We start from the raw sequence: 20559 nt of genomic DNA, 5'->3' as shown, positions 1-20559 counted from the left end.
GGCTACTTCCTTCGCAGCGCCAGCACGCGCCCCGCGATACCGACACCGAGCCCGACGAGCGCAGCGAGCGCGCTGAAGCCGGGCTGGCCGCCATCGTCCGTCCGTCGCGGTCCGGGCACCAGAGTCGGGTCATCGTTGCGCGTCTCGTTCGTCAGCCGCACCTCGATCTCGCCCGAGACGGTTCGTGCGCCGCCCGCGATGCCGACCGACCACTCGGTCGTCCCCTCGGTGAGCGGGCCAGTGTCGAACGGGACGGAGACGGTCCGCTGGGAGCGCGGCCCGACGGTCACCTCGCGGGTGACGTTCGTGCCCTCCATCGCGACGACGACGGCCGCGCTCCCCTCGCGTTCGCCGCTGTTGACGACGCTCACCGCGAAGGTGGCGTCGCGCCCCTCGATGACGGTCTCGGGTGCCTGCACGTCGACGACTTCGAGGACGGGTCGGTCGGGCTGTGCGCCGGCGGCGAGCACGCGGAATCCGGTGGAGGAACTGACCGCCCCGCCGCCCGAGTAGGGGTTCGACCGGTTCACGACGAACCGAGCGACGTAGTCGGTGTCGGCGTCGAACACCGTCGCGTTCGGTGGGATGCCGACGATGAACTCGTCGTACCCCGGGAAGTGCAGGAACGTGGCGTTCGAGAGGTCGACCGCGGAGCCGTCGCTGCTGCGGGTGATGCGGAAGCTGACACCCTCGGTCCCGTTGCCGGTCAGGTCCTCGACGCCGTCAACGTAGCCGTGGATGGACTGTCGTTCGACGAGGACGAACAGCCACTCGTCCTGCTCGACGGTGCCGCTGATGCCCGAACGGTCGAACGCCGCAGACGCGTCGGCCAGCGGCGGCCCCTCCAGCACGGTGATGGAGGACTGACGGAGCGGGTCGGCGGCGAGGGTGACGACGTCCTCGGCGACCACACGCTCGTCGTGGCGCACCGAGACGGCGTACTGGCCCTCGCCGAGGCGCTCGTCGCGTTGCGGTGTCGTCCGCCGCGCCTCGAGCACCCGGTCCGGCTGGTCGACCGCGACGGTGCGGTTCGCCACCGCGTCGGCCCCGACGAAGCCGGCGTGGTAAGTGTTCCAGCGGAGGACGACGACCCCGTCGCGGTTCTCGTCCGCCACCCGGACGACGAGCCGGTAGTCCAGGCTCTCGTTCTCGACGACGACCGTCGCCGTGGTCTCGTTCCCCGTCAGGCTGACCGGAATCCGGACCACGTCACCGGGCTGTTCCGCCGTTCCGTTCGGCAGGCCCGCCTGTCCCTGGACAGCATCCCGGTTCTGTGGGGTGTGCCACTCGCTGTCGGCCGCTGCGTCGACCATCCCGCCGTCGGCTCCTGCCGTCGTGCCTGCGACGCCTGCGGTCGCCACCACCGCGACCGCGAGCAGGCAGACGCATGTCAGTGTGTCCCACCGTGCCATCTGTCGTGGTACCACTCACCTCATCCTACCCGGTGAAGAAGGTTCTCGTTGTCGGCTCCCGAAGAGTGAGCCATGCACCGCGAGCAGTTCACGGTCGAGACCGAGGAGCGCCTGACCACCGTCGACGTGACCGACCGCGTCCACGCCGCGGTCCCCGACGAGGCGACGGGGCTCTGCACGGTCGCGACCGGCCACACCACGGCGGGTATCGTCGTTCAGGAGGGTGAGCCACGGCTCCGCGAGGACCTCGAGACGTTCCTCGCTGACCTGGTCTCGGACGACGGCTGGCGGCACGACGAGATAGACGACAACGCCGACTCGCATCTCCGGGCAACCGTCGCGGGGCGGGATATCTCCACCCCCGTCGCGGACGGGGCCCTCGAACTCGGCTCCTGGGGCTCGGTGCTGTTCGTCGAGTGCGACGGCCCGCGACGGCGGACGGTCACGGTGTGCGTGCTCGAAGGGTAACCAGTCGCGGCACCCGTTCAAGGGCGTCCGGCACCCAGATATACCGTGACCAGCACCGCCATCGTCCGGTTCCGCCGGGACCTGCGGCTCCACGACAACCCGACGCTCGTCGCCGCGAGCGACGCCGACCGGCTCCTGCCGGTCTACGTCGTCGACCCGCGTCGCGTCGGCGAGCAGGCGTACGGCGGCCCCGACTCGTTCCGGTATCAGCGGACGGGTGGACATCGTGCCCGGTTCCTGCGCGAGAGCCTGTCCGACCTCCGCGAGCGGCTGCGCGAGCACGGGAGCGACCTGCTCGTCCGGCGCGGTCGGCCCGCGGACGTACTGCCAGAAATTGCCGACGCCGTCGACGCCGACGTGCTCCACGAACAGGCCCTGCCGACCACGGAGGAGCGGGAGACAGGCGCGGCCGTCGGGGACGCGCTCGCCGCCGACGGTGTCGCTCGACGGACCCACTGGACGCACACGCTGCACCATCCCGACGACCTGCCCGTGCATCCGACCGTCATCGACGACACGTTCACCCCCTTCCGCGAGCGCGTCGAAGCCGAGAGTACGGGACGCGACCCGGTCCCGACACCCGACCTGCCGCCACTCCCCGACCAGCTGCCCGAGGCCGGGGAGATTCCCGAGCCGCTCGGGAGCGTCCCGGAAGCGTCCGCCGATGGGCGCGGCGTCCTCCCGTTCCGCGGCGGGGAATCACGGGCACTCGCCCGGGTCGAGGAGTACCTCTGGACCGGCGACCACCTGCGCGAGTACAAGGAGACCAGAAACGGGCTCGTGGGCGCGGACTACTCCGCGAAGTTCTCGCCGTGGCTCGCCGCCGGCTGTCTCTCCCCCCGGTACGTCGCGAGCGAGGTCGACCGCTACGAGGCCGAGCGCGTCGCCAACGACTCGACGTACTGGCTCGTCTTCGAGCTACGCTGGCGGGACTTCTTCCAGTTCCAGTTCCTGCAACACGGCAGCCAGCAGTTCCGACGGGAGGGCATCCGCAACCGCACGGACCTCGACTGGCGCTGGGACGAGACGGCGTTCCGTCGCTGGGCCGACGGCGAGACGGGCGTCCCGTTCGTCGACGCGGCGATGCGCGAGCTGGCTGCGACCGGCTACACGTCGAACCGCGCACGTCAGAACGCGGCGTCGCTGCTGGCGAACGACCTGCGGCTGGACTGGCGGCGCGGTGCCGCCCACTTCGAGCGGCTGCTGGTGGACTACGACCCGGCGTCGAACTACGGCAACTGGGCGTACATCGCCGGCGTGGGGAACGACTCGCGGGACCGCGCGTTCGACGTGCTCTCGCAGGGCGAGCGGTACGACTCCGACGCGGCCTTCGTGACGCGTTGGTGTCCCGAACTGGCCGACCTCACCGCGGTCGCCCCCGACTACGCCCGCGAGCCCTGGACCGCGCCGCGCGAGGCGCTGGTCGAGGCGGGCGTCGAACTCGGCGTGGACTACCCGCGTCCGATGGCGGGGCTCGACGACCGGTACGAGAGCATCCCCTAGAGCACGTCGCTGCGGTCACTGACGATGCCGTCGACACCGCGGAGCCCGAGCAGGCGGACGATGGACGGTGACCGGACCGTCCAGACGTTCACCTCGATGCCGGCGTCGTGGGCGCGGGGGACGAGCTTCGAGAGCAGCGGCAGGAAGTAATGTGGGTGGACGTAGTCGCAGTCGAACTCGACAGCGGTCGCCACCGGCTGGTTCCGGAGGCTGTCGGTGAGGAAGGCGGTCGGCACCGACGGCGCGGCGTCCCGTGCCTCGGCGAGGGCGTCCCGTTCGAACGACGAGACCATCGCGTCGCCGTCGTGGGCCGCCAGCATCTCGGCGACCTCGGCAGCCACACCGACCTCCTTGCACTCGACGTTCAGTGCGAGGGAGTCGGGTACCGATTCGAGGACGTTCGCGAGCGTCGGGACGCCCTCGCCCGAGCCGAGCACGTCGAGTCCGGCCAGCTCCTGGCGGGTGAGGTCGGCGACACGGCCAGAGCCGTCGGTGACGCGGTCGACCGTCTCGTCGTGGTGGACGACGACCTCGCCGCTGGCACACCGTCGCACGTCGAGCTCCATCACGTCGGCCCCGCTGCTGGCGGCGTGTTCGAGCGCGGCCAGCGTGTTCTCGGGGGCCTCGTCCGCGAACCCGCGGTGGGCGATGAGTCGCACACGGGCAGTGTCGCTCCGCGACGATTTACGCGTTTCGTCCCCACGCCCTCCGGTTTAATCACACGGACGAGGACGGTCGAACTACTTTCAGCCCGGCGAGCGCCGCCACGGACGTGACAGACGGCTCGGACCACCGGGCCGTGTCGGGCGTCGTCGAAGAACTCGACCAGTTCGTCTGAAGGTTGAGGGGGCTGGCGTGCGAGAGGTTCACTATGCAGATAACAGGCGTCACCCAGCACCACCTCAGCCACCAGCTCGACGGTCACTTCGAGCCGACGTGGATCCCGGGCTACCCGCAGTCCAGCCACGAGGTCGAGCTGTTCGAGGTCGAGACCGACGAGGGAATCACCGGGCGCTGTGCCAGCCCGAGCTTCGCGGGCGGGCTCTCCTACGAGGGGCCGCTGTCGCTCTTTCTCACCGGTGAGGACCCACACGACGTGGACACAATCCGGCGGAAGCTCGAGAGCATCGACCTCATCGGGCCCCGCCCGTGGCACATCGAGCTCGCGCTGTGGGACATCATCGGCAAGGACGCCGGGAAACCGGTGTACGAACTCCTCGGCGGGAGCGGCGACCCGATCCCGTGCTACGCGAGCACGGGCGAGGTGCAGGACGCCGACGAGCGCATCGAGTACGTGCAAGAGCGCGTCGACGAGGGCTTCCAGGCGGTCAAACTCCGGGTCGCCGAGACAGAAGACGTCGAGGTCGTCCGCGCGGTCCGCGAGTCGTTTCCCGACCTGCCGCTGATGGTCGACGCGAACAAGGGCTGGGCGGTCCGCGTGATGGCGAACGAGCAGCAGTGGCGCTACAAGGACGCCCTCGCGGTCGCCCGCGAACTGGAGGACATCGGCGACATCGAGTGGTTCGAGGAGCCGCTGCCGAGACACGACTACGAGGGCTACGCGCGGCTCCGCGCGGCGACGGACGTGCCGATCGCCGGCGGGGAGTTCAACGACCGGCCCGGGGAGCTGTACCGGTTCCTCGAACACGACGCGCTCGACGTGCTCCAGCCCGACGCCGCGCTCGCGACCGGCATCCGTGCGGGGGTGAGCGTCGCGGAGGCAGCCGCCGAGCAGGGCGTCGCGTTCGTTCCGCACACGTGGACGAACGGCATCGGCTTCGCGGCGAACCTGCACGTGATGGCTGCCGCGGGCTCGCCCTGGTGCGAGTTCCCCATCGAGCCGCCGTGGACGCCCGAGGTGCGTGACTTCCCGCTCGCCGAGACCATCCACCACGAGGACGGCTACGTGACGCCACCGGACGGTCCCGGACTCGGCGTCGAACTCGACGGAGGTGTCGTCGGATGAGTCTCCCCGAGGACGTCCTCGAGAAGCACCGTTCAGTCGCCGACGACGTCGTTGGCGAGGCGGTGTACGGCCACCTCGTCGGCGGCGAGTGGGTCGAGAGCGACGGCGGGGAGACGCAGACGACGCACGACTCGACGACCGGCGAGCCGCTGGCCGAGGTCCAGCAGGGCACGCGAACCGACGTGGACCGCGCGGTCGCGGCGGCCCGAGCGGCGTTCGAGGGTCGGTGGGGCGAGAAGTCGCCACAGCAACGCGCCGAACTCCTCCACGAGATCGCCGACATCGTCGCGGACGAGAAGACGAGCATCGCCCGGCTGGACTCGCTCGAGGTGGGCAAGCCGAACAAGCACTCGCTGCTGGTGGACAACACCATCGTCGTCGACCAGCTCAGACATTTCGCGAGCCTCGCCCGCACCGCCGACTCGGGGCGCTGCCCGCCCTCGGGCGACGACAAGCACATCTACACGCGCCGGGAGCCCTACGGCGTCGTCGGCTGCATCAGCGCGTGGAACTTCCCCGCGATGTTCGTCGCGTGGAAGCTCGGGCCCGCGCTGGCGGCGGGCAACAGCGTCGTCTACAAGCCGTCCTCCCGGGCCGCCCTGTCGACGCTCGAACTCGCCAGAATCTTCGACCGGGTGCTGCCCGACGGGACGGTCAACGTCGTGACGGGCGCGGGCAGCGTCGTCGGCGACGCGCTCACCGGCCACGAGGACGTGGCGAAGGTCAGCCTGACGGGCTCTACCGGTGCCGGGCAGGCCGCGATGCGCAACGCGGCGAACCGCCTCGCCCCAGTCTCGCTCGAACTCGGCGGTAACAACCCGAACATCGTGTTCCCCGATGCGGACCTCGACGACGCCGTCGAGGGCGCGGTCGTCGCGATGCTGTTCAACCAGGGCCAGCAGTGCACGGCGGGCTCGCGACTGTTCGTCCACGAGGAGATCCGCGAGGCGTTCTGCGAGAAACTGTACGCCCGGCTCGACGAGTTGGGCGTCGGCGACCCACTCTCGCCGCTGACCGACGTGGGCCCCCTCGTCGACCACGACCACGCGGACGAGGTCCGGGGCTACGTCGAGACCGCCCGGCAGGAGGGCGCGTCCGTGCTGTACGAGGGCAAGCTGCCGGACGAGATGGGGGACGCACCGTTCGTCCCGCCGACGCTGCTCGGCGACGTGGGCGACGACGACACCGTCGCCGTCGAGGAGGTGTTCGGCCCCGTCGCGGCGCTGTTCACCTTCGAGTCCCGCGCGGAGGTCGTTGCCCGCGCCAACGACACCGAGTTCGGGCTCGCGGCGGCGGTCTGGACGAACGACCTCGACCGCGCCCACGAGGTCGCCGCCGACCTCGAGGCCGGCACCGTCTGGGTGAACACGTACAACGACCTGTTCGAGCCAGCGCCGTACGGCGGCTACAAGCAGTCCGGGCTGGGTCGCGAGCTCGCGTCGGAAGCGCTCGACGACTACAGTCGGACGAAGTCGGTGAAGGTGAACCACGGCGACGTGCCGAACCTCGGCTGAGGCGTGGAACGCGCGCCCGGTTGACACAGCCCCGGTGGCTGTGCGACCGCCCGACAGCGACGGCACCATTCAAATTTTACACCAACATTCATTACATTTAAGCTGGTCGCTGCCGAACCGCGGACCATGCGCGCAGTCGTATTCCAGGGTGCGGAGGAGCCCATGACAGTCGAGGACGTCGACCGGCCGGAGCCGGACGACGACGGCATCCTCGTCGAGACGGAGGCCTGTGGCATCTGCCGGTCGGACTGGCACGCCTGGCGCGGGGACTGGGAGTGGATCGGCGTGATGCCCCAGCCCGGCCTCGTGTTCGGCCACGAACCGGTCGGCCGGGTGGTCGAAGTCGGCGACAACGTCGACCGCTTCGCCGTCGGCGACCGCGTCACCAACCCGTTCAACCTCGGCTGCGGGAGCTGTCACCACTGCCGCGACGGCCGCGGGAACATCTGCGAGACCTCCATCCCGATGGGGTTCGTCCCGTTCCAGACCGGCGCGTTCGCGGAGTACTACTCGGTGCGGAACGCGGACTTCAACGCCGTCACGCTCCCCGAAGAGGTCGACCCGGTCGACGTGGCGGGGCTCGGCTGTCGGTTCGCCACGGCGTTCCACGGCCTCGTCCACCGCGTCGACGTGACGCCGGGCGACTGGGTCGCAATCCACGGCTGCGGCGGCGTCGGCCTCTCCGCCGTCCACGTCGCGGACGCTCTCGGCGCGAACGTCATCGCGGTTGACCTCTCCGCGGAGAAGCTGGCGCGAGCGCGGGACCTCGGCGCGGACCGCACCGTCGAGGTCGGTGCGGTCGACGACGTGCCCCAGGCCGTCAAGAAGTTCACCGAGAGCTCCCGCGGCGCGGACGTGGCAGTGGACGCGCTCGGCATCGCCGAGACCTGCCGGAACGCGGTGAACTCGCTGGGCAAAGGCGGACAGCACCTCCAGATCGGCATGACCACCAGCGAGGAGGGCGGCGAGGTGTCGCTCCCGGTCGACACGATGGTCACGGACGAACGGGAGTTCTACGGCGCCTACGGCATCCCCCCGAACGAGTACGACGAGATATTCCGGATGATGGGGACCGGGAAGCTGGAGCCGGGCCGCATCGTCAGCGAGACCGTCTCACTGGAGGAGGTGCCCGGCGTCGTCGAGGGGCTCGGCGACTACGAGACCGTCGGCATCCCGGTCTGCGACGGGTTCTGAGGGGAACCGGAACGGCCAATGCGCTCGTCGGGACTGGGTGCCTATGGACACGTTCCTCTCGCTGCCGTACGAGCACGATAGCCCACTTCCGCTCGACGAGGAGCACGAGTTCCGGACGCCCGACGCGCTCGTCGAGCGGTTCCTCGCCGAGCACACGGAGCCAGGGGACACCGTGCTCGACCCGTTCGCGGGGTTCGGGACGACGCTCGAAGTCGCCGAGCGCATGGACAGAGACCCGTACGGCATCGAGTACGAGCGAGAGCGGGTCGGGTACGTCCGGGAGCGAATCGAGAGCCCCGACGACGTCCGGCAGGGGAGCGTGCTCGACCTCGATTCGTCGTGGGTCCCCGCGATAGACTGCTGTTTCACCTCGCCGCCGTTCATGGAGCGGACCGACGACCGCAACCCGTTCCGGAACTACGCCGGTGAGAGCAGCTACGACGAGTACCTCGACGACGTGGAGACGGCGTTCGAGCGTATCGGGGCCGTGCTCGCGACTGACGGGACCGTCGTCGTCGACGTCTCGAACATGAAGTACCAGGACCGGGTGACGACGCTCGCGTGGGACGTCGCGGAGCGCGGTGCGGCCATGCTCGACTTCGCCGGCGAGGTCGTCGTCGGCTGGGAGGGCGCGGACGACGGCGACGGCGTCTTCGGCTACGGCTACGACCACTCGTACTGCCTGGTGTTCTCGGCGGACGGCGACTGAGGGTGGGCGGTCGGGGAAACGGCTCCGTGTCCGCGTCGGCGTCAGTCCGTCCCTGCCGTCGGCGGGTTCTCGGGGACGAAGGCCGCGAGCACCGACCCGACGAGGTAGGCCGCGGCAGCCAGGATCACGAACCACGGCAGCGTCGAGGTGAACAGTTCCGGCATGAGCCGCCAGTCCACGCCGTTCTCGGCGTGGAAGTTCCGGAACTGGACGACGCGGAGGGAGAGCGGAATCAGCAGGAGGGCGGTACACCGTCGAAGCGTACGACGGAGTGCAGCGTCGGACATGCCCGGGAATCACCGAGCCATCCGCAAGAATCCTGTGCTGTCACCCCCGATCAAAGACACCACTCCGTCCGGGGGAAGGGGTAAGGCCGATGCGGGAGAACCCGACGGCATGGCCATCGCACTACCCAGCGAGGCGGACGAGTGGATCACGGAGTGGCGCGAGCAGCTGAACGAGTCCGACCGGTACAGCGAGGTCGGCGAGGGCTGGGGCGTCGGGTTCGACGGCTCGTTCCTGTTCGTCATCGAGCCCGACGACACGTACGACGGCGACGCCATCCACCTCTACGTGGATTTGGAGGACGGCGAGTGTACCGCGGCACGTATGGTCGACGGCGAGAACGCCGTGGACTGGGGCTTCGCGTTCCGCGGGAGCTACACGAACTGGAAGCGGCTCATCCACGGCGAGGCCGACCCCATCGAGGGGATGATGAGCGGCGAGTTCGACCTCGACGGGGACATGCAGAAGGTGCTCCAGTACAGCACCGCGGCGGTCGTGATGACCGAGAACGCCGGCGCGGTCGACACCGAGTTCGAGTACTGAGTCGCGCCCGACCGGCGGTTCGAGTGTTTCTTCGCCGCGTCACTCGACGACGACGGTGCCCTCCATCCCGGCGGCCTCGTGCGGGATGCAGACGTAGGCGTGCTCGCCGGTCGTCTCGAACGTGTGGACGTAGGACTGCCCGGACTGCACCGCACCCTCACCGTTCTCCCAGCCCTCGCGGGCGGCCGACTCGCTGTCGAAGTCACCGGACGACCAGTACGTCGCACCGTCCGGAATCTCGTCCTCGGCGGCGGTGACGGAGTGGGCCTCGCCGCCAACGTGGGTCCAGGCGACGGTGTCGCCCTGCGAGACCGTGAGTTCCGCAGGCTCGAACGCGACCGCGGTCATGTCGACGACGTGGTCGGCGTCCTCGGGGACACCCTCGACGACGTTCGGGCCGCCCGCGAGCTCGGTTTCGGTCTCGCTCCCGGAGTCGGACTCGCCGACCGGTGCGGCGTCGGATGCGCCGGCGACGGCGAACTGTGCGCGGAGCGAGGCGTCTGCGAAGGCGCTCGCAGCAGCCGAGACGCCGCCCTCCTCGACGGCTGTGCCGAGGTCGCCGAGCGTGGCCTCGAAGCCCTCGTAGGCGTCGTGGTCGGCCTCCTCCAGCGCCTCGTGGACCCGTGCGTCCTCGAATCGGGCGAACGCGTCCTCGACGATGCCGGCCGCGACCGCGCTCTGGGAGCCGCCGGCGGCCGAGACGACGGTGTAGATGGCCTCGACGGCGCGGTCGTTGAACGTCCGGACGGCCCCAGTCGGGTCGCCGGAGCCGGCCGTGCTCCGGGCGTCGGAGAGTGCGCCCTCGAAGGACTCGTACAGCTCGTGGTCGGCGTGCTCGAGCGCCTCGTGGAAGCCGCCGGCACCGGCCTCGAAGTGACCGAAGGCGTCCTCCAGCGCCGTGGCGGCGCGGTCGTTCGCGCCGGCCACGGCGAGCGCGCGTGCGTCGAAGCCACGGGCAGCCATGTAGCCGCTCTCGACGGCGCTGACCTGCGCGGTCGAGCCCGCGGTCGTCTCGAAGGAGAGCAGCGCCTCCATCGCGCCGCTGGCGTGAGTCTCGACGGCCGCGTCGTCCCCCGCCTCGAACGCGGTGATCAGCCCGTCCAGGTGCTCCTCCTCGAACGCGTGGTAGAGGTCTTCGCTGGTGTGTTCGAGGGTCTCGTGGAACCCGGCCTCGTCGCGCTCGAACGTCTCGAACAGCCCGCTGGCGACCGCTGCAGCGGCGGCGGCCTCGCCGGAGTCGTACCGTTCGACGGCGTCGGCGAGTCGGGCGCGGAAGTAGCCGGCTTCGAGCAGCGCCGGCTCGTCGCCGGTGCCGAGGGCCTCGATACCGGTCAGGAGCGCGTCGTCGACGGTCTCGACGGCGGTCTGGACGCCCTCGTCGTCGCCTTCGTCGATGGCCGTCGAGAGCGCGGCGAGCCCCTCTTCCTCGAACTGGTGGTAGGCGTCCTCGCTGGCCTCCTCGAGCGCCTCGTGGGCACGAGCCCCCTCGAAGTGTGCGAACACGGCCTCGACGGCGGCCTTCGCGGCGTCGGTCTCTCCGGCCTCGTACAGCCGGACCGCGTCGCGGACCCGAGCCCGATAGACGGTGAGCGCGGCGGCGTGCGCGAACTCGGTCGATGGACCACCCATCCGCGAGAGCGCGGCGGCGTCCCAGCCGAGCGCCTGGAAGACCGCGACGTGGCCGCTGCCGGCGACGGATTCGGCGGGTGCGACGCGGTAGGAGCCGTCGATGGCGGCGGTCAGGGCGGTCTCGGCGTCGGTGCGGACGGACTCGGCGTCCTCGCTCCCGGCGGACTCGATGACCCCCTCGATGCCGCCCTCGAACCGGGCGTAGGCGTCGCCTTCGGCGTCCTCCAGCGCGCCGTGGACCGGCGCGTTCTCGAACCGGGCGAGGACGCCCTCGGCGATGGTCGCTGCACCCTCGAACGCGCCGGCGTCGGCCAGCATCGCGGCGTCGGCGACGCGTGCGCCGAGCGCCTGGAGGTCGAGCGCCTGTGCCGCGGCGTCACCGACACGCGTCCGCTGGGCGCTGTGGAGCTGGTCGCTCCCGATGGAGGCCGCTTCGCTCGCACGGCCCACGTCGCCGGCGTCGAGGCCAGCGGTCCGAAGCTCGCCGAGAGCGCTCTCGAACTCCTCGTAGGCGGTCTCGCTCGTCGATTCGAGCGCCTCGTGTGCGTTGTGCTCGCCCGAGGCCTCCTCGAAGCGTGCGAACGTGGACTGGGCGACACCAGCGCCGGCCTCCGGACTCCCCGCGTGGCCGAGGGAGACCGCGTTCCAGAGCCGGGTCCGCATCGCGTTCCACTCGGCGGCGACGGCGACGTCGGTCGCGACGAGGTCGCTGCCACCGCCGCCGGACTGGTCTGTCCCAGTCACCGGCTCGTCGGTGGGTGTCTCGGTCCCGTCGTCGGTCTCGTCCGCACCGAACATCCCTGCACAGCCCGCGAGCCCCAGGCTCGCGGCGACTGCACTGCTCCCCTTCAACCAGTCACGTCGTGTCTGTCGCATATTTTTAGGCTGGCCTAAAAGTTAAAACCCCTTTCGATTTCGGCTCGCCTAAAACCCTGTTCGAGTCTCTCGGTCCGTCGCCGGTTTGTAGCTGTCGATAGCTCGTTCCGGACCGGCCCGAAGCCCTTCGTGCCGACCGCGTGAACGACCGGACCAAGAACTCCATGGATGCTCTCTCGGGTCGTCGGTGGCGAACGCCGCCACTCCGTCTGCGTGAACGTCCCCTCGCGATCCGGCCGACGCGCTGCTCGCGGGCTGACCTGTCGGACTCTGGGCGGGGTCGCTCGACCGAGCTTCTTTGACGTCCGCGCGCTTTCACCATCGTATGGCCGTCAGCTTCGACTTCTCGGACCGTGTCGCCATCGTGACCGGCGCGTCTGGTGCGCTGGGCAGTGCCGTCGTGGACGCGTTCCGCGACGCCGGCGCGACCGTCTGTGCCGTGGACGTGGTCGACCCGGGCGACGAGGACGCACAGCTCGACCCCGACGCGGGGACGACGTTCTACCAGGCCGACCTCACCGACGAGGCCGAGGTCGAGGCGCTGATGGAACAGGTGGTCGAGGACCACGGGGGCATCGATCACCTCGCGAACATCGCAGGCACCTGGCGCGGTGGCGACCACGTCGAAGACACCCCGCTCTCGGAGTTCGACCTGCTGTGGAACGTGAACCTGAAGACGGCCTTCCTCGCGACGAAACACGCGCTGCCGCACCTTCAGGAGTCGACGGGGTCCATCGTCTCGGTGTCCGCGCGCTCCTCGCTGTCGGGCGGCGAGGGCGACGGCCCGTACCGCATCACGAAGGCGGGCATCCGGCTGCTCACGGAGACCGTCGCCGAGGAGAACCTCGGCACCGTGCGGGCGAACTGCGTGATGCCGTCGGTGCTCGACACGCCGATGAACCGCGAGATGATGACGCCGAGCGACGACTGGGTCGACCCCGCCGACGCGGCGCAGGTCATGCTCTTGCTCTGTTCGGAGGCGGCGTCGCCGACGAGCGGCGCGGCGGTGCCGGTGTACGGCGAGGCCTGAGACGGCCGGCGACTCACCTCACACCGTCGTCGCCTGCCCCGTCGAGCACGCCGGGCAGCCGTACACGTGCCGTCGTCCCGTTCTCGCCGGTCTCGAACGACAGGTCCCCGCCCAGCACGTCGACGCTCCAGCTGACGAGCCAGAGGCCAAGCCCGCTCCCGTGGTCGAGTGCGGACTCCTCCTCCCGGTGGAGCGCCTCTAACTCGTGGTTGGGGATGCCGGGGCCGTCGTCGCTGACCGTGAAGACGGCGTCGCGCCCCCGGTCGGACTCGGTCTCGGCGAGTGCAACGGTGACCGACGGCTCCCCGGTGCCGTGTTCGAGGGCGTTGTCGACGAGGTTCGAGAGCACGGTCCGGAGCAGCGCCGGGTCCGTCTCCAGCTGGAGGTCGTCGGGAACGGCGAGGGCGACGTCGGTGGCGTCGACGGTGGCTAGGACCTCGTCGACGAGCTCGCTGACGGCGACGGGTTCGACGCGCACGTCACGGTCCATGGTGCGTTCGATGTCGCGGGCCTTCTCGCCGAGGGCGAGCAGGCTGTCGGTCTCGTCGGCCACGGTCCCGAGCATCGTCTCCAGCTCGGGGTCGTCGGTCCGGTCGCGAACCTCGCCGAGGTAGCCCTGGACGACAGTCAGGTCGTTCCGGAGGTTGTGCCGGAGGACGCGGTTGAGCACCGCGAGGCGCTGTTCCCGGGCGAGCTCGTCGGTCACGTCCTGCAGCACGACCGTGTAGCCGAGGGTCGTGTCACTGGGGCCGGTCAGGGGCGTGACGACGACGGTGAACGTAACTCGTTCGCCGTCCGCGTGCGTGCTCACGCGGCGTTCGCCGGTCCGTTCGGTGGTGGCGTCGATGGCGAGGTAGTCGTCGAGCGGGTCGGTGAGTGCGGCCTGCTTGTCTGCCCCGAGCAGCGACTCGGCGGCCGGGTTGAGCGTGACGATGTGGTTCGTCTCGTCGACGACGAGGACCGGGCTGCCGAGGTCGTCGATGGCCGCGCGTTCGCCCGTCCGTCGCGTCGCCGGGTTGAGCGCGAACATCTCGCTCCGGAACAGCGCGTAGGCGTCCAGCGCGACGTGGGGGATGAACGCGACGGCGACGAAGTTAAGCTCGGGGTACGGGCCGAGTTCGAGCAGCCAGAACCCGACGGCGGCCAGCGGCGGGATCGGTGTGAGCGCGATGGCGATGGCCTGTGTCCGGTAGAGCGGGCCGTAGCTGAGCACGGTGTCGATGAGGAGGAAGACGGAGAGGGTCAGGGCCGCCGCGAGCAGCACGAACTGGAGGTAGAACGGGAAGCCGACGGCGTAGTCGGCCGAGGCGACGCCCTCGGTCGGGACGACGGTGAACGAGCGCCAGGCGAGCTGGTGGAGCGGGTTCGTGACGACGACCGCGCTGAAGGCGGCGGCGTCCACGACCAGCAGCGCGAACCACGGCCGCCGGAGGGCCTGCCCCCGGCCCGTGTACTCGAAGGCGAAGGCGACGTAGCCCACGACGATGACGGCCGCGCCGACCCAGAACAGCGACTCCAGCACCTCGCGGGTGACCTGGTCGAAGACCAGCATGGCGACCGCCTGCGAGCAGCAGACCAGTACCTGGCCCGCGATGACGACCAGGAACGACCGCCCGCCGGGCTTGTCCGCGAACCGCAGGACGTAGCCGAAGAAGGCGAGGTTCACTACGCCCGCCACCAGGGCGAGCAGGGCGGGCCAGCCGAACGGACTCATTACCTGCGGCTACCGATTGCAACTACTTGCGGGTTCCGGCCCCCGTCGGCCGGGACGAGGGCTTCCGGGGCGCCGACCGCCAGCGTTTTCGACGGGCCGCTCCTACCGAACACCGATGCTCGCGTACCACGCCCTGTTCGTCGCTCTCGTCGTCGGGACGGAGCTGTTCTTCGCCGGGCTCTCGATAGTCAACGTCCGGTACGGCGCACGGACCGCCCGCGTCCGGTCCGACTGGATGCGCGAGACGCTCGGCGTCGAGGACATCGGGTCCGTACTCGACTACCAGCGTGCTCGCGTCGGGCTCTCGTTGCTGGAGACGGTGACGACGCTCGGGTTCCTGCTGCTCGCCCTGTACTCCGGCCTCGTGACGGAGGTCGTCGTCGCCCTGACGGAGACGGGCCTGTCGCCGCTGCTTCAGGGGATCGCCTTCGTCGTCCTCGCGCTGCTCGCGACGCGGGTCCTGGGTGCCCCGTTCGACCTGTACAGCACGTTCGTCGTCGAGGAGGCCTTCGACTTCAACAACCAGTCGCCGACGCTCTGGCTCCGGGACTACCTCCTCGGCACGGTCCTGAGCCTCGTCATCGTCGGCGGGCTCACCGCCGCCGTGCTCTGGTTCGTCGAGAACGTCCAGTACTGGCCCGTCGCCGGCTGGGCGCTCGTCGTCGGCTTCTCCGTCGCGATGCTGGTGCTCAAACCGCGGGTCATCGACCCGCTGTTCAACGAGTTCACCCCCGTGGAGGAGAGCGACCTCCGGGACGCCGTCGACGAGGTGTTCGAGCGTGCCGGCTTCCGTTGCGAGCAGGTGTACGAGATGGACGCCAGCAAGCGGTCGGGCCACTCGAACGCCTACTTCGTCGGGTTCGGCCGCACGAAGCGGGTCGTGCTGTACGACACACTCGTCGAGTCGATGGAGAACGACGAGATACAGGCCGTGCTCGCCCACGAGCTGGCCCACTGGAAGCGAAAGCACATCCCGAAGTTCATCGCGCTCTCGGCGGTGCAGTTCGCCGTCGTCTTCGCCGCACTGGGCTACCTCGCGGGCCAGCCCTGGGTGTTCGACCTGTTCGGCTTCCCCACGGAGGCGACCTACGCCGGACTGTTCGTCGCCGTCCTGCTCGTCGGCCCCGTCCTGCAGCTGAGCGCCCCGCTCCAGAACTACCTCTCGCTGGCCTACGAACGCGAAGCCGACGCGTTCGCCGTCGAGACGATGGGCGCGGCCCCGATGGCGAACGCGCTCGCCGCCCTCGCGGCGGACAACATGCAGAACCCGTTCCCGCATCCGCTGTACGAGACGTTCCACCACGACCACCCGCCCATCCCCGAGCGCATCCGGTACGTGCAGGAGATGGACGAAGAGGCGACCGGCTCGACCGACGAGACTGCAGGCGACGGGACGCCGTCGGCCTGAAGCGGTTCCTGTAGACTTCGAGCGGTCGCGACAGGTTCACCCGAACTGCGACGGTTACAGTCGCTGACTGTTCTCCCCTGTCACCACTCCGCATGCTGCTGATATTCACCCACCACCACCCGGGAACAGGCTACTTTTGTAGCTGGCTGATTGAACATTCATTCAACGATGGGCGACACCAGCCGGTTCGCCGCCGCCGCCGAAGACGACACGCGGGCCGCCATCATGCGGGCCACGTACGACGCGCTTACGAGCCACGGCTACGCGAACCTGACGATACAGCGGATCGGCGACGAGTTCGAGAAGTCGAAGTCCCTCCTCTACCACCACTACGACGGTAAGGACGACCTCCTCGTGGATTTTCTGCGGTTCATGCTGGAGCACTGGGAGGCGAAGGCAGAGTGCCGCGAGGAGCAGGACCCGCAGGCACGCCTGAAGACGTTGCTCGACCGGGTCGCCGCGGTCGAACTCGACGAGGAGACGGCAGCGTTCACCGCCGCGATGGAGGAGCTACGCGGGCAGGCGCCACACGACGCCGCCTACCGCGAGCGGTTCACGGAACACGACCACGCGCTGCGGGAGCAGTTCGCCGAGATCATCGCGGATGGCATCGAGGAAGGTGCCTTCCACGAGGTCGACCCGACGCGGGCTGCCGAGTTCCTGCTGACGACGGTCAACGGCGTCCGCATCCAGCGGGTCACCCGGGACGACGACGGCGGGGTCGGGGCGGCGCGCGCCGAGCTTCAGACGTACCTCGACGCCCGACTGTACAGGGGTGAGGCCTGATGGGCATCTTCGACGTGTTCCGCGGGCAGGACGAACTGGACCTGACCTCCGGCGGCATCGGCAAGCCGCTGTTCCTGCTTGCGCTGCCCATCGTCATCACGAACCTGCTCCAGACGGCGTACAACCTGGCGGACACGTTCTGGCTCGCACAGCTGAACGAGACGGCAGTCGCGGCCATCACGTTCGGCTTCCCCATGGTGTTCCTGCTCATCTCCCTCGGCATGGGACTCTCCGTGGCGGGCAGCGTCCTCGTCGCCCAGCACACCGGTGCGGAGGAGGAGGCGGAAGCCGAGTACGCCGCCTCCCAGACGGTGTCGTTCTCGCTCGTCGCCTCGGCGCTGCTCGGCGTCGCCGGCTACTTCCTGATCGACGAGGTGCTGTGGTTCCTCGGCGCGCGGGGCGACGTGCTCCGCGAGGCGACGAACTACATGGAGGTCATCGCACTCGGCATGCCGTTCATGTTCGGCTTCTTCGTGTTCATCTCGCTGATGCGGGGCTACGGCGACACGGTGACACCGATGATCGTCATGTTCGGCACGGTCGTCCTCAACGTCGCCATCGACCCGCTGTTCATCTTCGGGTTCGGCCCCATCCCGGACGGACTGGGTGTCCAGGGCGCGGCCATCGCGACGGTCATCTCCCGGGCCCTCGCGACCGCCGTGGGCCTCGGCATCCTCTTCCAGGGGAAGCATGGCGTCGAGATACACCTCTCGCAGATGAAGCCGGACCTGCAGTTCTTCCGGAAGATGCTCAGTATCGGCCTGCCCGCATCGGTCGAGAGCACCGGGCGCTCCATCTCGGTGAACCTGATGCTCGTCGTCGTCGCCATCTTCACCGACACGTTCGTCGCGGCCTTCGGGGTCGGCATCCGCATCTTCAGCGTCATCTTCCTGCCCGCCATCGCGGTCGGGCAGGGTGTCGAGACGATGGTCGGGCAGAACATCGGGGCTGGCAAGCGCGACCGCGCGGAGCGCACCGCCCACACCGCCGCCATCGCGATGTTCCTCATCCTGTCGGCGGTCGCGCTGTTCGTGTTCGCGTTCACCGAGCCCATCGTCGCGCCGCTGTCACCGAACGAGGAGGCGACCGACATCGCGGTCACCTTCCTCCGGGTCGTCGCGCCGACGTTCGGCTTCATCGGGATGATGCGGGCCTACAACGGCACGCTCCGCGGCTCCGGGAAGACGATGCTCTCGGCGACCGTCTCCATCATGATGCTCGGCATCATCCGGCTACCCATCGCGTACGTGCTCTCGAGGTCCATGGAGCCGTTCGCCAGCTGGGCACCCTACGCGACCGGCCAGGCGGGCATCTGGGCGTCGTTCGTCGTCTCCAACGTCGCCGGCGCGCTCATCGCGTTCGCCCTCATCAGGCAGGGCTCGTGGCGACAGGGCGACGTCCGCGGCGAGACAGCCCCGGAGGCCGCCGCGACCGACGACTGATGCACGTTCTTGTATAGAAACGAGATTCGAAGAGCTGTTTTGAGCACGAACCCGAGGATTGAAGGGGGCCGTCGGCCAACTCCAGCGTAATGACACACGTCATCGACGGCAACGCGGTCGCAGAATCCGTCCGGGACGACGTGCGCGCGGCCATCGACGACCTCGAGGCCGAGGGCGTCACCCCCGGGCTGGCGACGGTGCTCATGGGCGGCGACGACGGCTCGGCGACGTACGTCTCGATGAAACAGCGCGCCTGCGACGAGGTCGGTATCGACGGCACCACCGTCGAGATCGACCCCGACGAACCCGCCGAGGCGCTGTACGAGACCATCGACGAGCTCAACGACGACCCCGCTATCCACGGTATCCTCGTCCAGATGCCCCTGCCCGACCACGTACCAAAGCGGGAGGTGCTCTCCCGCGTGGACCCGCTGAAGGACGTCGATGGCTTCCATCCCGAGAACGTCGGCCGGCTCGTCAGCGGCAATCCGCGGTTCAAGCCCTGTACCCCACACGGCATCCAGAAGATGCTGGCGTCGGCCGACGTCGACCCCGAGGGCATGGACGCGGTCGTCCTCGGTCGCTCCGAGATCGTCGGCAAACCGATGGCGAACCTGCTCATGCAGAAGGCCGACGGCGGCAACGCCACGGTGACGGTCTGTCACTCCCGGACGCAGAATCTCGCCGAGAAGACCCGGAACGCCGACCTCGTCGTCGCCGCCGTCGGCCGCCCCGAGATGCTCACCGGCGACATGCTGAGCGAGGGGACGGTCGTCATCGACGTGGGCACGAACCGCGTCGATGCCGACACCGAGAAGGGCTACGAGCTCACCGGCGACGTCGACTTCGAGAGCGCGAAGGAGAAGGCGTCTGTCATCTCGCCGTCGCCCGGGGGCGTCGGCCCGATGACAATCACGATGCTGCTGTACAACACGGTCAAGGCCGCGAGCCTGCAGTCCGGCGTCGACATCGAGCTGTAGTGCGGTCGGCGTCCGGGCCCCGCCACGGCGACCGGCCCCAGGCTCGACGAACGCGGTGCGCTGGCACTCGCGTCCTCGGCGTACTGGGGCTGCCGGTCCCGGGGTGGCACCACTGCAACTGTTTTGGCAGTTCCAGCCGTACCCAGTTCCATGGCCGACGAACCCCATCCACAGGTACAGGCGCTCCTGACGATGATCGAGTCGATGGACGCGCCGAAGCCACACGAGATGAGCCCGCAGCAGGCCCGCGCGACCATGGACCCGCTGTTCGCCCGGGCCGCCGGCGAGGAGCCCGTCGACGCTGTCGAGGACCGGACGATCCCGGGCCCGGGCGGCGATATCCCGGTCCGGATCTATCGGCCGGAGAGCGAGGGCCCGCATCCGACGGTCGTCTTCTTCCACGGTGGTGGCTTCGTCATCGGGAACCTCGACACCCACGACGCGGTCTGTCGCGCGCTGACGAACGAGGCCGAGGCGGTCGTCGTGAGCGTCGACTACCGGCTCGCACCCGAGCACCCGTTCCCCGCCGCCGTCGCGGACGCCCACGCCGCCACCGAGTGGGCCAGCGACCACCTGGACGAACTGGGCGGGAACGGGTTCCTCGCCGTCGCGGGCGACTCTGCGGGCGGCACACTCACCGCCGTCACCTGCCTGCTCGCCCGCGACCGCGGCCCCGACATCGACCACCAGTGCCTCGTCTACCCGGCGACGGCCGCCGATGCCGACCCCGAGACGTTCCCCTCCCGCGAAGCGAACGCCGAGGGCTACTTCCTCGAAACCGCCGACATGGAGTGGTTCTTCGAGCAGTACATCGCGGACGAGTTCGACGCGTACAACCCGCTCGCGTTCCCGCTGCAGGCGCGTGACCTCTCAGGGGTGCCGCCAGCGCTCGTCATCACCGCGGGGTTCGACCCCCTGCGAGACGAGGGTCGGGCCTACGCGGAGCGGCTCGAGGCGGCCGGCGTCGACACCACCTACCGCGAGTTCGAGGGGATGGTACACGGATTCATCTCCATGCTCGGCGACCCCGGCGTCGACACCGCACGCGCCGGCATCGAGGAAATCGCGAGAGTGCTCGGGGACCGGAACGCCTGAAAACG

At 69.5% G+C, this 20559-nt stretch carries 18 protein-coding genes; 13 read left to right on the top strand and 5 right to left on the bottom strand.

Annotation, left to right across the window (positions count from 1 at the left end):
• Positions 1-2: 2 nt before the first annotated feature.
• Complete coding sequence (locus NO978_RS02620) at positions 3-1412, bottom strand: hypothetical protein (RefSeq protein WP_257297959.1); 1410 nt, start codon at positions 1410-1412, stop codon at positions 3-5.
• Between the two features lie 72 nt (positions 1413-1484).
• Here NO978_RS02620 and NO978_RS02615 point away from each other — a divergent pair, with 72 nt between their 5' ends.
• Both NO978_RS02615 and NO978_RS02610 read left to right on the top strand, forming a co-directional pair.
• Positions 1485-1880 (top strand): secondary thiamine-phosphate synthase enzyme YjbQ, encoded by a 396-nt coding sequence (locus tag NO978_RS02615; protein WP_257297958.1) that lies wholly within the window; start codon positions 1485-1487, stop codon positions 1878-1880.
• A 45-nt stretch (positions 1881-1925) separates the two neighbouring features.
• A complete protein-coding gene (locus NO978_RS02610; RefSeq protein WP_257297957.1) occupies positions 1926-3383 on the top strand; it encodes a DASH family cryptochrome in 1458 nt (485 codons plus the stop codon).
• On the opposite strand, the gene NO978_RS02605 is transcribed toward NO978_RS02610, so the two are convergent.
• Positions 3380-4042: a glycerophosphodiester phosphodiesterase family protein gene (locus NO978_RS02605; RefSeq protein WP_257297956.1), complete on the bottom strand. Its 663-nt coding sequence runs from the start codon at positions 4040-4042 to the stop codon at positions 3380-3382. The genes NO978_RS02610 and NO978_RS02605 overlap by 4 nt on opposite strands.
• A 212-nt stretch (positions 4043-4254) precedes the next feature.
• On the opposite strand from NO978_RS02605, the gene NO978_RS02600 reads away from it, so the two are divergent.
• The 4 genes from NO978_RS02600 (at position 4255) to NO978_RS02585 (ending at position 8766) form a co-directional block, all read left to right on the top strand.
• On the top strand, positions 4255-5349 hold the full coding sequence (locus tag NO978_RS02600) for a mandelate racemase/muconate lactonizing enzyme family protein (RefSeq protein ID WP_257297955.1): 1095 nt from the start codon (positions 4255-4257) through the stop codon (positions 5347-5349).
• Entirely contained in the window at positions 5346-6863 is a 1518-nt protein-coding gene (locus NO978_RS02595; protein ID WP_257297954.1) for an aldehyde dehydrogenase, read from the top strand. Before NO978_RS02600 ends, NO978_RS02595 begins: the two co-directional genes overlap by 4 nt.
• 126 nt (positions 6864-6989) lie before the next feature.
• Positions 6990-8057: a zinc-dependent alcohol dehydrogenase family protein gene (locus NO978_RS02590; RefSeq protein WP_257297953.1), complete on the top strand. Its 1068-nt coding sequence runs from the start codon at positions 6990-6992 to the stop codon at positions 8055-8057.
• A gap of 43 nt (positions 8058-8100) precedes the next feature.
• On the top strand, positions 8101-8766 hold the full coding sequence (locus tag NO978_RS02585) for a site-specific DNA-methyltransferase (RefSeq protein ID WP_257297952.1): 666 nt from the start codon (positions 8101-8103) through the stop codon (positions 8764-8766).
• Positions 8767-8807: 41 nt separating this feature from the next.
• Here NO978_RS02585 and NO978_RS02580 read toward each other — a convergent pair whose 3' ends face one another.
• Positions 8808-9053 (bottom strand): hypothetical protein, encoded by a 246-nt coding sequence (locus NO978_RS02580; protein WP_257297951.1) that lies wholly within the window; start codon positions 9051-9053, stop codon positions 8808-8810.
• A gap of 109 nt (positions 9054-9162) precedes the next feature.
• Here NO978_RS02580 and NO978_RS02575 point away from each other — a divergent pair, with 109 nt between their 5' ends.
• Positions 9163-9594 (top strand): SCP2 sterol-binding domain-containing protein, encoded by a 432-nt coding sequence (locus NO978_RS02575; RefSeq protein WP_257297950.1) that lies wholly within the window; start codon positions 9163-9165, stop codon positions 9592-9594.
• A 39-nt stretch (positions 9595-9633) separates the two neighbouring features.
• On the opposite strand, the gene NO978_RS02570 is transcribed toward NO978_RS02575, so the two are convergent.
• Positions 9634-12099: a DUF5059 domain-containing protein gene (locus NO978_RS02570; RefSeq protein WP_257297949.1), complete on the bottom strand. Its 2466-nt coding sequence runs from the start codon at positions 12097-12099 to the stop codon at positions 9634-9636.
• Between the two features lie 325 nt (positions 12100-12424).
• On the opposite strand from NO978_RS02570, the gene NO978_RS02565 reads away from it, so the two are divergent.
• Positions 12425-13129, top strand: coding sequence for an SDR family oxidoreductase (locus NO978_RS02565; RefSeq protein ID WP_257297948.1), 705 nt, complete (start codon positions 12425-12427; stop codon positions 13127-13129).
• A 13-nt stretch (positions 13130-13142) separates the two neighbouring features.
• Here the strand turns inward: NO978_RS02565 and NO978_RS02560 are convergent, their stop codons facing one another.
• Complete coding sequence (locus NO978_RS02560) at positions 13143-14843, bottom strand: histidine kinase N-terminal 7TM domain-containing protein (protein ID WP_257297947.1); 1701 nt, start codon at positions 14841-14843, stop codon at positions 13143-13145.
• Positions 14844-14958: 115 nt separating this feature from the next.
• Here NO978_RS02560 and NO978_RS02555 point away from each other — a divergent pair, with 115 nt between their 5' ends.
• From NO978_RS02555 to NO978_RS02535, 5 genes are all read left to right on the top strand, one after another.
• Positions 14959-16251, top strand: coding sequence for a M48 family metallopeptidase (locus NO978_RS02555; RefSeq protein WP_257297946.1), 1293 nt, complete (start codon positions 14959-14961; stop codon positions 16249-16251).
• A gap of 168 nt (positions 16252-16419) precedes the next feature.
• Positions 16420-17037, top strand: coding sequence for a TetR/AcrR family transcriptional regulator (locus NO978_RS02550; protein WP_257297945.1), 618 nt, complete (start codon positions 16420-16422; stop codon positions 17035-17037).
• Complete coding sequence (locus tag NO978_RS02545; protein WP_257297944.1) at positions 17037-18479, top strand: MATE family efflux transporter; 1443 nt, start codon at positions 17037-17039, stop codon at positions 18477-18479. The genes NO978_RS02550 and NO978_RS02545 overlap by 1 nt, the downstream gene beginning before the upstream one ends.
• An 89-nt stretch (positions 18480-18568) precedes the next feature.
• Positions 18569-19459 (top strand): tetrahydrofolate dehydrogenase/cyclohydrolase catalytic domain-containing protein, encoded by an 891-nt coding sequence (locus tag NO978_RS02540; RefSeq protein WP_257297943.1) that lies wholly within the window; start codon positions 18569-18571, stop codon positions 19457-19459.
• Between the two features lie 150 nt (positions 19460-19609).
• Positions 19610-20554, top strand: a complete 945-nt coding sequence (locus NO978_RS02535; RefSeq protein WP_257297942.1) for an alpha/beta hydrolase — start codon at positions 19610-19612, stop codon at positions 20552-20554.
• Positions 20555-20559 lie beyond the last annotated feature (5 nt).

The organism is Haloarchaeobius sp. FL176, assembly GCF_024609245.1.
GTDB lineage: Archaea > Halobacteriota > Halobacteria > Halobacteriales > Natrialbaceae > Haloarchaeobius.
Note: the sequence above shows the minus strand (reverse complement) of the source record. Positions and strands in the feature narration are given on the sequence as shown.

Excerpts from the sequence above, each read along its gene's own strand:
- NO978_RS02550 (WP_257297945.1), top strand. The coding sequence starts at position 16,420 with ATGGGCGACACCAGCCGGTTCGCCGCCGCCGCCGAAGACGACACGCGG.
- NO978_RS02620 (WP_257297959.1), bottom strand. The coding sequence starts at position 1,412 with ATGGCACGGTGGGACACACTGACATGCGTCTGCCTGCTCGCGGTCGCG.
- NO978_RS02580 (WP_257297951.1), bottom strand. The coding sequence starts at position 9,053 with ATGTCCGACGCTGCACTCCGTCGTACGCTTCGACGGTGTACCGCCCTC.
- NO978_RS02590 (WP_257297953.1), top strand. The coding sequence starts at position 6,990 with ATGCGCGCAGTCGTATTCCAGGGTGCGGAGGAGCCCATGACAGTCGAG.
- NO978_RS02615 (WP_257297958.1), top strand. The coding sequence starts at position 1,485 with ATGCACCGCGAGCAGTTCACGGTCGAGACCGAGGAGCGCCTGACCACC.
- NO978_RS02540 (WP_257297943.1), top strand. The coding sequence starts at position 18,569 with ATGACACACGTCATCGACGGCAACGCGGTCGCAGAATCCGTCCGGGAC.
- NO978_RS02595 (WP_257297954.1), top strand. The coding sequence starts at position 5,346 with ATGAGTCTCCCCGAGGACGTCCTCGAGAAGCACCGTTCAGTCGCCGAC.
- NO978_RS02600 (WP_257297955.1), top strand. The coding sequence starts at position 4,255 with ATGCAGATAACAGGCGTCACCCAGCACCACCTCAGCCACCAGCTCGAC.
- NO978_RS02560 (WP_257297947.1), bottom strand. The coding sequence starts at position 14,843 with ATGAGTCCGTTCGGCTGGCCCGCCCTGCTCGCCCTGGTGGCGGGCGTA.
- NO978_RS02555 (WP_257297946.1), top strand. The coding sequence starts at position 14,959 with ATGCTCGCGTACCACGCCCTGTTCGTCGCTCTCGTCGTCGGGACGGAG.
- NO978_RS02565 (WP_257297948.1), top strand. The coding sequence starts at position 12,425 with ATGGCCGTCAGCTTCGACTTCTCGGACCGTGTCGCCATCGTGACCGGC.
- NO978_RS02535 (WP_257297942.1), top strand. The coding sequence starts at position 19,610 with ATGGCCGACGAACCCCATCCACAGGTACAGGCGCTCCTGACGATGATC.
- NO978_RS02575 (WP_257297950.1), top strand. The coding sequence starts at position 9,163 with ATGGCCATCGCACTACCCAGCGAGGCGGACGAGTGGATCACGGAGTGG.
- NO978_RS02545 (WP_257297944.1), top strand. The coding sequence starts at position 17,037 with ATGGGCATCTTCGACGTGTTCCGCGGGCAGGACGAACTGGACCTGACC.
- NO978_RS02585 (WP_257297952.1), top strand. The coding sequence starts at position 8,101 with ATGGACACGTTCCTCTCGCTGCCGTACGAGCACGATAGCCCACTTCCG.
- NO978_RS02570 (WP_257297949.1), bottom strand. The coding sequence starts at position 12,099 with ATGCGACAGACACGACGTGACTGGTTGAAGGGGAGCAGTGCAGTCGCC.